General features: G+C 37.4%; 10 protein-coding genes. 4 read left to right on the forward strand and 6 right to left on the reverse strand.

Translation table 11 applies throughout. From position 1 onward, the window contains the following. Positions 1–6 precede the first annotated feature (6 nt). The 3 genes from H5092_RS17565 to H5092_RS17575 all read right to left on the reverse strand — a co-directional run bounded on the left by H5092_RS17565 (position 7) and on the right by H5092_RS17575 (position 2,257). Entirely contained in the window at positions 7–417 is a 411-nt protein-coding gene (locus tag H5092_RS17565) for a hypothetical protein (RefSeq protein ID WP_182696237.1), read from the reverse strand. A 73-nt stretch (positions 418–490) separates the two neighbouring features. Next, positions 491–1,405 carry a M14 family metallocarboxypeptidase gene (locus H5092_RS17570; RefSeq protein ID WP_182671832.1) on the reverse strand — a complete coding sequence of 305 codons (915 nt, stop codon included), beginning with the start codon at positions 1,403–1,405 and terminating at the stop codon, positions 491–493. A gap of 114 nt (positions 1,406–1,519) precedes the next feature. Continuing rightward, the gene (locus H5092_RS17575; protein WP_182734254.1) at positions 1,520–2,257 is read right to left on the reverse strand and encodes a hypothetical protein; all 738 of its coding nucleotides are present in this window, start codon (positions 2,255–2,257) and stop codon (positions 1,520–1,522) included. 271 nt (positions 2,258–2,528) lie between these two features. Here H5092_RS17575 and H5092_RS17580 point away from each other — a divergent pair, with 271 nt between their 5' ends. Both H5092_RS17580 and H5092_RS17585 read left to right on the forward strand, forming a co-directional pair. Then, positions 2,529–5,378, forward strand: coding sequence for a UvrD-helicase domain-containing protein (locus H5092_RS17580; RefSeq protein WP_182734256.1), 2,850 nt, complete (start codon positions 2,529–2,531; stop codon positions 5,376–5,378). A gap of 126 nt (positions 5,379–5,504) precedes the next feature. After that, positions 5,505–7,775 carry an EAL domain-containing protein gene (locus tag H5092_RS17585; protein WP_182734258.1) on the forward strand — a complete coding sequence of 757 codons (2,271 nt, stop codon included), beginning with the start codon at positions 5,505–5,507 and terminating at the stop codon, positions 7,773–7,775. 23 nt (positions 7,776–7,798) lie between these two features. Here H5092_RS17585 and H5092_RS17590 read toward each other — a convergent pair whose 3' ends face one another. From H5092_RS17590 to H5092_RS17600, 3 genes are all read right to left on the reverse strand, one after another. Continuing rightward, the gene (locus tag H5092_RS17590) at positions 7,799–8,197 is read right to left on the reverse strand and encodes a hypothetical protein (protein WP_182734260.1); all 399 of its coding nucleotides are present in this window, start codon (positions 8,195–8,197) and stop codon (positions 7,799–7,801) included. 1 nt (position 8,198) lies between these two features. Continuing rightward, the gene (locus H5092_RS17595) at positions 8,199–9,113 is read right to left on the reverse strand and encodes a zinc dependent phospholipase C family protein (protein ID WP_182734262.1); all 915 of its coding nucleotides are present in this window, start codon (positions 9,111–9,113) and stop codon (positions 8,199–8,201) included. A gap of 98 nt (positions 9,114–9,211) precedes the next feature. After that, the gene (locus H5092_RS17600) at positions 9,212–9,799 is read right to left on the reverse strand and encodes a hypothetical protein (protein ID WP_024596834.1); all 588 of its coding nucleotides are present in this window, start codon (positions 9,797–9,799) and stop codon (positions 9,212–9,214) included. Between the two features lie 262 nt (positions 9,800–10,061). Here H5092_RS17600 and H5092_RS17605 point away from each other — a divergent pair, with 262 nt between their 5' ends. Both H5092_RS17605 and H5092_RS17610 read left to right on the forward strand, forming a co-directional pair. Beyond that, complete coding sequence (locus tag H5092_RS17605; protein WP_182734264.1) at positions 10,062–11,699, forward strand: cyanophycinase; 1,638 nt, start codon at positions 10,062–10,064, stop codon at positions 11,697–11,699. 92 nt (positions 11,700–11,791) lie between these two features. Continuing rightward, entirely contained in the window at positions 11,792–12,040 is a 249-nt protein-coding gene (locus H5092_RS17610; RefSeq protein ID WP_024596835.1) for a hypothetical protein, read from the forward strand. Positions 12,041–12,403 lie beyond the last annotated feature (363 nt).

The raw sequence follows: 12,403 nt of genomic DNA on the forward strand, positions 1-12,403 counted from the left end.
CTCTACCTAGCTCAAGTCATTGTTTAATTCATTTAAAATAAAATGCTTTGCAGATTCTAGATTATCAAAAAGACAATCTTTGAAAGTAACGTCTCTTTTGGCGTTTTGCATTATTCGTTGCATTTGGCTTATAGCAATAGGTGATGTAAGCACAAACGCGCTAATTAAACAGTTGTTTTGCTGCATGCTGTGGCTTATGGCTACCATTTCTTGCTCGGCCTGTGGGGTTGCAGCTACAACGTTTGATGAGTCACTTATATAACCCCATTTCTCGCCTTTAAATGATTGAATGGTTTCAAAAAGCGCTGTTTTAAAATTACTTAAAAGCTCAAGTTCTAGGTTTCCGCTAAATTGTGCAATAACTATATTATTTTCAAGCGATAAATTAACGTGTCCGTTTTTATTTTTGTATTCCATTAATACCTCCTAAATTAGCTTTTTATCTAAATTTCGTTTAGCAGCCAAGAGGGTACAAGCGGCTGCAAACTTATTAAAGTGCTTTAATATAGTTAAGGGCGCTTTTAATAACCGCTACTTGCGCCAAAATACATTCTTCATCTGTGGCTGTTGGACTATCAGGGTATACCTCTGTTGTGGTTACATAGGGTGCATCTGTAAAGCCCATACACAAACCTAAATCGCGTGCTGCGTAATTAATAACGCCAAATTGCTCTTGAGGGACGCCTATTAACTGGTTATTTTCATCACTCGGTGCAATGTGCGTGACCTTTGCTACATCTTCGATAATTACTTTTTGAAATTCAGGCTCAGGCTTATTGGTATCGGCCACTAAATAAAACCCATCAGGTATGTTCCAATTAGTGTTTGTTGTGCCTTCACGGGCAGCAAGTGCGGGTCTAAATTCACTGTTATCGCTGTCGGTTGTTTCGTGTAAATCAATATGAGCAACTAAGTCTACATTGAGTGATTTTACAAACGCCATAATAGCTGCTGACTCTTGTGCTGGGCTGCCTTCGTAAAATGAGCGGTTAGGATCAATAGCATCAGGGTTCCAGCGGTTTATAGTTTCATATCCCCAAGGGCTAATGCAGGGCGCAACAACAATATTAAACTGCTCTGAGTGTTGCATAGCGGATGTTTTAGCAAATCTAAGTGCGCCATGTACGCCACTGGTTTCGTAGCCATGTACACCACCTGTGATTAAAACAGTTGGTTTATTGGCATTAAAGTTAGGCGTTTTTAATATATATAATGGGTAAGTACCAGCGGCGTAATTAAGCTCGCCGTATTGCTCTATATCTAAGGTGCTTTTAAGGTCATTAATTAGCGTTACGACTTCGTTTTGGTAACTGCGTTTAATGTTTTGGCGTGCTAACCACTGGGCTTTATCGTTGTTATTCCATTTTTTGCCTGGTGTGCCAATAGGGTATGTGCTGTTAGTCATAATAAACCTTTATATCAACTGTTATTTGTTCTCCTATAAATAAGGAGGGCAATTACAATTGGTAAAATTACTTAATAAAGGCGTAGCTTAACGCTGAGTAAATTAGCGTGCAAATTAAAACGTTAAAGTCATATTTTTAATAGCGCGTGATTGCAGGGCTTTAATATAACTTTGGTTTGCGAACTCACCCGAAATACTACCTAGTCGTTCACGCTTTACACTAACTGTTAAACTACACGTTTTACTTTGATCTACTTGCGAGCTGCTAAACATATCTAAGCTTTGCAAATCTATTTCAAGGCGCGAAGTACTAAGCGCAAAAAGCATTGATTGTAAAAGTGTTTCATTATTATTGTTAGTGCAGCTACTGCTAAGTTCTACTTGACTAGTACTATTGGGATCAGTGCCATCTAACTGAACTGTAAGGGGACTATTAATACTAAAAGTTTGGTTGTTACTCGGGGTTAAAATAATAAAATTTAAAGGTAGTTCCACACCTGAATTCGCATTTATGCCATCGTCTCGTTTAAATTTTATATCAAACTGTTGGTTATCATCAGTAGCATTTATATACGCTTGGTAATCAACGTCTAAAAAGTCGGTATCTTTTGTAAGTACAATAGCAGTGTTATTAACAACAGCTTGCAATGAGTCGCTATCGCTTAAAATAATGTTTGAGCCATTAGCATCTCCCGCATTTAGCTCTGCGTTAACACGCGTGCGGTTACCGTCAGAAATCAGTTCAAAGCCTGCCCAAATTCCTTTTGTTTTTACTAAATTCGACTCTGTTTCTGTTGTACAGGCGCATAATAATAAAATTAAAGCAGTTGTGGTAATGCACTTTTTAAGCATGTTAGCTCCTTTTAACCACTGAATTAGCTATAAGTAATTGTTTAATTGCGGATATACCTGGTAAATATATTAAGTGTATTTGTGCATTGTTACACAACACACTATCTGTAAATGTTTAAAATTGTTAATGGTTGTGAGTAAAATGATAACATTAAGTTTTAAAAGTCAGCCTGCTAAGAGGTTGCTTGATAAATGACTACTATTTAGCGTTAAATGTAATATAAAAGAGTATGTTACAATCAAGCCAAAGCATATCTTCATATTGAGTATTATGGCGCAGTATATTGCTACTCCAAGTTGGCTAGGCCGTTTTTTTACCCGTATTAAACACGTAACTATTGAACAAGAGCGCCTTGTTGTGCATTTTAGAAGTGTTCCCGCACGGACATTTTTAATTAAAGACTTTGATAATTACTCAATACTTAAAAATCGTTTATTTAGCGCCAAAATTAATTTGTGCGATAGTAGCAATACATCAATTAGCTTTTTAAACAAAGCACAAGCTAAGTCTTTAAATACCGCCCTTAATACGCAATTTTCAGCCATGCTTGAGCAAAAAGTAAATAACGCCAAGGCTTTGCTAAAGCGTTATGCTTTAGATGAGTTTTTACGTGATAGTTCCATGAAAATACTTAATAACGAAGTATTTTTACTTGCTAAACAATACGCTCAAAGTACAAATACATGGCAACAACACTTATCGCCAAGCAGTATTAAATTTTTAAATATACTGAGCTCCACACCCAATACTCACGATGCAATCGCACAGCTGCGCCATAAATATGAAAAAAAACAGCTAACTCTTAAAAATGACTTTTTTAATCAAGTAGAGTCAAATCCATTAACAACAGAGCAGCGCTTAGCGGTTATACGCGATAACGATAAAAACCTAGTATTAGCGGCAGCAGGCACAGGTAAAACATCTGTGATGGTCGCAAAATCGTTAGATCTAATAGCGTGTGATATTGCCAAGCCTGAGCAAATTTTGGTGCTGGCCTATAATAAAACAGCAGCAAATGAGCTTAAAGAGCGCTTTATTAAACGCGCCACGTATGCAAAATTGCATACCAAAGCACCCACTATTTTAACGTTTCATGCGCTTGGGCTTAAATTATTACAAAGTGCTAAAAAGCCAATCGAATTGTCAAAATTTGCAACCGACCCAGTTCAATTAAATAGTTGGTTAACTGGGTGGGTAAGTAAAAAAATACAAACCGAGCCACAGTTTTTAAAAGCATTTGTAGATTTACTCCATGAGCCGATTGATATATTTAGCTTTAAAGATAATGCACAGTACGAGCGGTACGTACGCGATAACGAATACCGTAGCCTTGCGGGTCATAAAGTAAAAAGTTATCAGGAAGTGCTTATTTCAAACTGGCTACATTTGAATTGCGTGGCGCACAGTTATGAGGTGAATTATCACTTTAATCAAGGCGCAGAGCTAAGTGGGCAATACCAACCAGACTTTTATATACCTCAATACGATATTTACTTAGATCACTTTGGCATTGATATGCAAGGGAATACTCGTGCCGATATAGATAAAAAACACTATAACGAGCAAATTGCATTTAAGCGTAAGTTACATAAACAAAATGGCACCACTTTACTCGAAACCTTTCATTACAACTGGGTAGAAGGAAAGCTAGAGCAAACTCTCGCTAAACAATTAAAGCAGCATAATGTTGAATTAACACCTTTAAGTAACGACGAAATATTTCATACTTTAAATAACTCAGGACAGTTACAGCAAGGCATTGATAAGTACATAAAATGCTTACAAGCTATTCGAGTGGAGCAACTAAGTAATAAGCAAATAGCGCAGCGCATCAAGCAAAGTGGTATTAAAAACTATCAACAATATGCAAACTTGTTAGTGCAAATTCATGACGCTTATATAAATGAACTAAGCACGCAAAATGCCATTGATTTTGACGACATGATTATTCAAGCAACAAAGGCGATAGTAAGCGGAGATTTTAATATTCCATGGAGCCACATTTTAGTTGATGAGTTTCAAGATATATCAAGTGCGCGTATGGTTTTTTTAAATGCCATATTAAAATATGGCAAAGGAATACGCTTTACTGCGGTAGGTGATGACTGGCAAGCAATTTATCGGTTCTCGGGTGGTAATTTAGCGCTTACTACACGCTTTAATGAATTAGTGGGCAGCCACTCACTTACTATGTTGCAAAAAACATTTAGATATAACAATAGTATTAGTGATGTAGCGGGGCGCTTTGTAATGCAAAACCCTGAGCAATATAAAAAGCAGATCAGCACACATACGCAAGTAACCACACCACAAGTTATTTTGTTAGACGATTTATACCAAGGCACTAAATCGATAGAAATAAAAGTACAGCAGAGCATAAGCACTATTCAAAAAAACGATGCATCAGCGAGCATTGCCATACTTAGTCGATACCGATACATGTTAAATAGCGTGCAGCAGCATTTAAAAGATAAAAAGCATACAAACCCTCTTTATTTTTGGACATTGCATAGCGCTAAGGGGCTTGAAGCCGATTACTGTATTATTATTGGTTTTGAACAAGGTAAATTAGGGTTTCCTAGCGATAATCAAAATAACGTCCTAGTGGAGTCGTTATTACCAGTGCAAGATGAATTCACTCACTCAGAAGAAAGGCGTTTGCTTTATGTAGGTATTACGCGCGCAAAACATAAAGCGTATTTAATTGCAGACCCTTATGCATGCTCAGCGTTTGTAAAAGAACTAGTAAATGACGATTATCCTATTCAAATCGGCTCCACGTTGTTTAACAAGTCGCAACTAAAGCAAAGAGAGTGTAATACGTGCAGCGACGGATTAATTGTGCCAAAAACGGGTCAGTATGGTGATTATTATAGCTGTACTAATACGCAGATTTGCGAAACTAAACTACGAGTGTGTAAAAGCTGTAGTAGCCCATCAGTTGATAAAAGCACGTATTCACAATGTGTGAATACAGAGTGTAAAACGCAGCATCCAATTTGTGAAAAGTGTGGTCGCGAAATGCGTAAACGTAAATCTAAGCACGGTGAATTTTTAGGGTGCAGTGGTTTCGCGCTTAAAGAGGATAACTGTAAAAACACTCGAAAAATGAATGTTTAATGGCTAACGAGCAGGTTTACACCTGTCTATTTTATAGAACTATGTAAATAGAAATTACATTCATTTGATTGATTTTAACAAGTTATCAATGTCTAATAGAAAAATGAGCTTTAACTGTTGTTTATTATGCATTTTTTCAATAGATTCTTTTTATTAAATGACCATTATTCAGCCCCTGGTCAGGTTGCTGATTGGCGAATAAGTGCACTGCGCATTATTCTATCATTAGTAATGGTGTTATGTTTTGCTGTGGCGTGCCACACGTACACAAGCGCTATTGAATTTAACTTAATTTATATTGTTGTATTAACAAGCAGTTTTCTTGCTACTGCATGTGGTTTACTTATAGCAAGTAAGCGTTTTTATCACTTTAGCGCTCATGTACTTTTAATAGCCATTGTAGCTGCTAGCGTGTCAATGAACTTATTTTTAACAGACCTAGAGCTTGCTAAAGTGGGCTCTATGTATATGTATTCCTGCCCAATAATCGCACTTATGCTACTTGGTTATAGAACAGCCCTTGCTTATGGCGTATTAAATATTGCGCCGTTTTATATGATCATCAATAACGTTGATGTCTCGGGTTTAACTGGCATTGCTCAGCAACTTCCCGATGCCAGCTTATACATTACAGGGCTAATATTCTTATTTTTTAACATTTGTATTCCCCTTGCTGTGGCACGCACAATTGTGGCTGCTAAGCGTTTAAACAAAACAATGATAAGCGCTAATACACACCTTAAAGATAAAAATGAGCTTTATCGAAGCCTGTTCACCGAATCAAATAAAGCCAAAATTATTGTTGACGAAAATCTTGTCATTACTGATTTTAATCAACACGCTATTGATATGTTTGGTATAAAAAAAGAATTAAAAGAAGAATGCGTTAACCTTTCTCATTTATTTCCTACTTTAGTTTTTGACGCCCCTAATGCTCAAAATAAAATTGTGAAGTACAAAAAAAGCTATTTTAAAGCCTGCTACCAACAAATAACAATGAGTACAAACTACCGTGTATACGACTTTTACGATTGCACGCAAGAACAGCTCATTAAACAAAATTTATCGATGATGGAACAAGAAAATAAACGTTTACGCTTTAGAGACTCGCAAACAAAACTACCTAATAGAGAATGGTTTGAGCTGCAATGCGACAGATTAACAAGCAAATACCAAAAAGGTTTTTTTATCGTTGTTACCCAAAGTGCAAATAGTGAATACTTAAATTTAAAGCTCACTAAAGCCGACTCTCAAGCATTACTTATTAACGCGTACAAGCGTTTAAAGGCGATGGCAGATGGGCCGTTGTTGTGTGCCCATATAGGAGTAGGAAAGCTTGCTTTTATAATTGGCGCAAACTCGCAAAACGAGCTTGAAGATAAGCTATTAATGCAAATAAAAAATACATTAGATAAAACTTATAATGTGTTTGGCACTAAGTGTCAGCAATCATTTTTATTTGGTTTTGCAAAGTATCCTGATCACGGAAAAAACAGCACAACAGTACTTAGCAATGCGTGCGAAGCACTTAAAGTTGCAAACTGTAATATGCCTCTAAGTGGTTATAACGAAAAACAATCACAAGCTTTTATCGAAAAATACGAAATTTCGATGTTATTAGATGAAGCGCTTCAGCAGGGCGATTTGTCGGTACACTATCAACCTAAAGTAGATGCAACGGGTAAATGTATAGGGCTTGAAGCTTTAGCGCGTTGGAACAGTCCTATACTAGGTAATGTGTCGCCAGTGGTATTTATTCCTATTGCCGAAGAATACAGAATGGTCAGTAGGTTAACCGATCTGATTATTCAAAAAGTCTGCGCTCAAATTTCCAATTGGACTAAGGCGGGTTTACCGAGTGTGCCGGTGGCAATAAATATATCTCTAATTGATTTTAGCCAAACCGATTTTATGTCAAAACTGGTTAAATACCTTGCCGACTTCAACGTAAAGCCACCTCAAATAGAGTTAGAACTGACTGAAACCTCTCTTGAGGCAAACCAAGCGCATTCGCTAAAGCTTATGCAAACACTGCAATCGTGGGGTTTTACTATTTCGGTTGATGATTTTGGAGTGGGGTATTCTAATATTGCACGCCTTGCCGATTACCCTATTAACAAGCTCAAGTTAGATCGCTCATTAATCAGCCAAGTAACAAGCTCTACGCGTCAAAAAAGTTTAGTTAAAGCGGTGCACGTTATGTGTGAAGAGCTTGATATTAAGTGTGTAGCCGAAGGAGTAGAAACCCAAGAGCAAGTAGCAATAATGGCGCAAATGGGGTGTAAAGAATTTCAGGGCTTTTACTTTGCGAAACCAATGTCAGCCGAAAATTTTGCAGAGCATGTTAGCCGCCATGGCTTAGTGTTTAACCCCAAAGAGATGACGGCTCAACTTTAAATGTATAGCAGGTATTTTATTACCTAGTTACAGAGCTGTTGGGCGTTTATAGTTATTTCGCACTGATGAATAACTCCTGCTCCCCAATGCTGTATATCTGATTGAGCAGTACAGCCTGCATCTTCAATTAAAGCCGTATTGGCATCACATAAAAGTAGCACTGCGTTATCATCTTGTACGTTTACAATAAGCGTGTATTCCCCAAAAGGTGCAAGTTTGCTTAAATCGTTATTAACAGCGGCTTTTAATAACTCATCAGTTGTTGAATAGGGTGTTTCACTAAATTTTAGTGTGCCATCAACGGCTGTAGCAATATCTTTTAATTGTGAGGCTAAGTCGGCCATCACTTCTGGATTGTTTTTTTTAGGAGTGTAGCAACCGCTAAGTAATACTATGAGGCTTATATAAAGTAAGTATTTCATTTTATTGGCTCCATACCGTCATCGTGTTGTGTTCATCGTAGCCTGTATCTAGGTTCCAATTTTTAATTGCACTGTAATCAGTATCTAAAAATACGGCATTGGCAATAATGGTTATGTAGTGCTGAATGTTACTAACGGCAAAGTCAAAAATATCGTTGTAATGCATAGGCTCGTGCGGCGTTTTTAGATGTTCAATAAAAGTGGGGTCTACTTCGTTTGGGCGAGGATAAAACAAGCCTAAATCAGCAGCAACATGGCGTGCACAGGCAAATAATCGATAGCTTTCTTCAACATTATTTACTACAAGCTGAAAACCGTTATGCCATGAATTAAAGTTAGGAGCGTGTTGTGCTGCGTAGCTTGGGTGAACCGTTAATAAAGCATGTCGCCAAATTTTTGCAATATCGGTATCAAAATTATCGTCTTTGTTAGTACAAGATCCAATATTTTGTTGCACGCGGTCAGCATAACCTAACTCACCTAAGTTTAAACGTTGCCAAATAAACGCGTCTTGATTCATTTCGCAGGTACGGTGCGCCGTTTGGTTTTGCGCGTAAGGGCCTACTTTTAATTCAACAACCGGATGCACTGTTATATCTGCAGCAACATGGGCCATATAACCGCATAACCAGGCAAAACACTTTTCAAATGCTTCACCTTCAAGTGTTTTACAGTATTCAATCATTGCTTTAAGTAAATCGCCTGTGTGCTCATAGTGCATTAGGTCGGCCCACGCATTTTGGCTAGGCTGCGCTACAGCTAAGTAAGGATAATCGGGGGCTACACAGCCTAGTTCAAGGTATGCTTGGCGTTGGCTTAAAATAAGCTTTGCTTTTTTAGGCATATCCATTTTAGCGAGTGACTTGGTTTGCGTTGCAATATTAACAGCAGTGATGTGCGCAAAAGCACCTGGCATTGTCATATCCTTATGATTTATTAATAAGGGTACAGATTAACATTGAGAGGGGGTTAAATAAAGCCAACTAAATGCAAGTATAGCGGGGTAAACACCTATTAAATTAGCTGCTCAACTAATTGGCCATTCTCGTATAATTTAGCATGTTGACGCTTATGTTCTTCAAATAGGTAAGCTCTTAGTTGCTCTTGACCGCTATGAATTTGCGTTATTTTAGCGGCTATACCTTGCGTGCTTTGCCTTACGGGTTCTATTTCCATCGAAATACTTTGTTTGTTAGGTAAAATAAATTCCATGTGCTGTGATTTATTTAAATGGTTACCTTTTCTGAGGGGTTTTAAAAACATCCCCGTGTTTGATATTGATTCAATTTTAAACCCTTGGCTTTTAATATTTAGCTCACTCCAGCGCCAACTGCGCAGTGTGCCTTGTGTGTCTATTACTTCGGGGGCGGTTAAAATCGGTTTGATTATACCGGCGCTATCAATTTTCAAGTCCAACGGAAACCATAACTGATAGTGTGCAACCTCTGCGAGCAGGGTTAAATTAGCGCTACTAAGTAAGTGAGCAATATTGGCTGGTACTGAACTTTGTAACGTTAAAACGTGACTGTTGTGAGCATGTGACTTTGTATTGGGCTTAAATAACTCAGCAAAAAAATTTATCTCTTCATTAGAAAAGTCCATATTTCATCCCAGTTACATAAAATAATTCACCACCGTAATTTAAACAATGAAATTGGTCAATAAATGCTCCGTTTAAATTTGTTTAGATAATATTTACAAAGACAGAGGGGCAAACTAAACAATGTATTTAAATGCAGTGCTTAACCCGAACGTTTTTCAGAGACTTGAATTATTTAACATTTATAAAAATATATTTAGGCGCAAGTGGCTAGCTGTTAAACTACAGCACATTAGTTTTATTATTTATATTAGAGTTTACATTATGATATGTGCATTTTTACGTGATCAACAGCCGAAGTTACTGGGTATGGTAGTGGCATTGTTCGGTGCCGGTTTTTCAATAAATGCAGTAGCTCAAGAGCAAAGCCAAACTTTAATTTTAGTGGGGTCAGAGCTTACTACCTGTACTAGCGCCAAGCTTAATAATTGCCAAAAAGAGGCTGTTATTGATGGTAAGTCACATAATTTATATACACTTAGCAGCTCTCAAATAAAAAACATCGCGCAGCATTGGCCTAATAATAATGTTGAGGCAAAAACGGCTGTATTAAAAACACTTAAAACCATACAAAGTAAATCGTCAAATAGCGTATCAAAAACAGATTTACTCTGGCAGTGGCGCGATAAAAATAATCAGCAATTAGAAAGTCTAACTCAGCAAGAGTACAACTTTGTATTTGATATGCTAGAAGTACCGCTACTTAATAAAAACGGTGAGCGTTTAAAAGAGCAAGTAAATACCGATTTTAATAATGAGGTTGCGACTAATAATATTTTACAATTTGTGTCGGGCAGTTTAAAAGTTAATAACGCAAAACCAACCATGCTTGCTATTACGGCTTCGAGCCGCGACCCTTATGAGTCGGCAGATGTAGCGCAAAGTCTTTTGGCACAATCAAATATAAACACTCAATGGTTAGCACTAACGCCAGCGCTTGCTAAAGCGATTACGAGTAACTCGTGCGATGAATTACCAGCGCTTAGAAATACATTAATGAATGTGTATAACCGTGAAGTGATTTATCCCGATCGCACAAAGGCCGAATACGCTTTATGTAAAAATGGCACTAATGCACTTGTATCACTTATTAAAAATAGTACCGGTGTGATGTTTAATAGCGGTAATGCAGCATTAACTCATAAGGTATTATTTGATCAAAACAATAACCCATACCCGTGGACGCAAGCATTGCAAACTCGCCCAGTAATTGTAGGTGAAGGAGCCGGTGCTGCAATCCAAAGTAAAGTGACGGGCATGCTTACAAATACGACAAGCCTTGAGGCACTTCGTAAAAGTGAAAATAACACTAATGCTGGTGGGCTGGGCAGTTTTAACTTTGGTGTACTAGATACTCAATTTAGCGAACAAAACCGTACATTTAAGCTCACAGCAGCGCTAAATAAAAACGAAGTAAAAAGTACTAAAACAGAAATTCAACATGGTTTTGGTATTGATGAAAATACGGCTTTGGTTGTTATTAAATCGCCAGAAGGTAGTTTAATAACCGTAATAGGCAAAAGTGGTGTAGTGCATTTGGCTAACCAAGGAAAAGCCCAACCTGAGAGTAAGAGCTATAGCTACTCGTACTGGCCTACAAGCAGTGTAATTGAAATTACCAATAACACGTTTACCTTAAGCGCACGCACAATAGATGAAGCGTTACCCGCTATAAAAATACCTCCACTGCCAGTGCAGCGTTTTGGCTCAATTTTAACAAATTCAAAACTGCGTTCACTTACTCAAGCGATGTGCCTAAGCCAAGAGCAAAGTGCGGTAGCCCAACAAGACGAGTTTATAATTAGCCTTACAGCAACGAGTGACACGCAGTATCATCGCATCAATGCAAAAGAGTTTGGTTGTGCGCTAAGCAATTTAGAGTTAGCTATAAAGTCGATTTAGTGACTAACCTGAGCCAAGGGTTTAAGTTTTTGGCTCTTCTATATAAAATAGCCACCATAATGATTTAAAAGCCTTACTAAAAGAGTGTTAAAATGAATAAAGAAAATGATGTAATTTCTAGTCTAGCCGAATTAGAAAGCTTTTTATTAAATGTAGAAAACGGCGGTCTTGGCCTTAAGGGTGTTTCGGGCGTTGGTATGGCAACAAACAATAGTGATGGTAGTCGTTTTGTAGCCGTGTTTGACGATAATCAAAAATTACTTTTAGCGCGCGGTATTACAGAAGATGTATTCCAAACAGGGCAAGATATGGTACGTAATGGTGTAGGGCGCAAGCACTAGTACTTTAATAAAAAAGCGCTTAGAGCGCTTTTTTATTTTAATTTCAATAAATTGAAATCAAATGCCTTCATATAGATTCCACAAAGGCCACTTCAAGTTAATAACAATTAAATACAACCCCCATCAAAAACCACAAAACTAGCCAGCTAAACTCAGTTTTATTAAGTGCGCTTAGTTAAATAAGATAGTGCTACGGATAAATTGTAGAATCAAAACAGATGGATTTTGGCTATATTTTGAAGAGAAGTTTAACTTTTTGATATAAAGGGAGTTTATACCAATTCGCTTAATTAAGTGATCTATTTTTAGGATGGAAAAACGTGTTGATAGCTAGGCAAAAAATTCGCTATTTAGTTGTTCTAA

Source organism: Pseudoalteromonas sp. SR41-7, assembly GCF_014163935.1.
In the GTDB taxonomy this organism is placed as follows: Bacteria; Pseudomonadota; Gammaproteobacteria; order Enterobacterales; family Alteromonadaceae; genus Pseudoalteromonas; species Pseudoalteromonas distincta.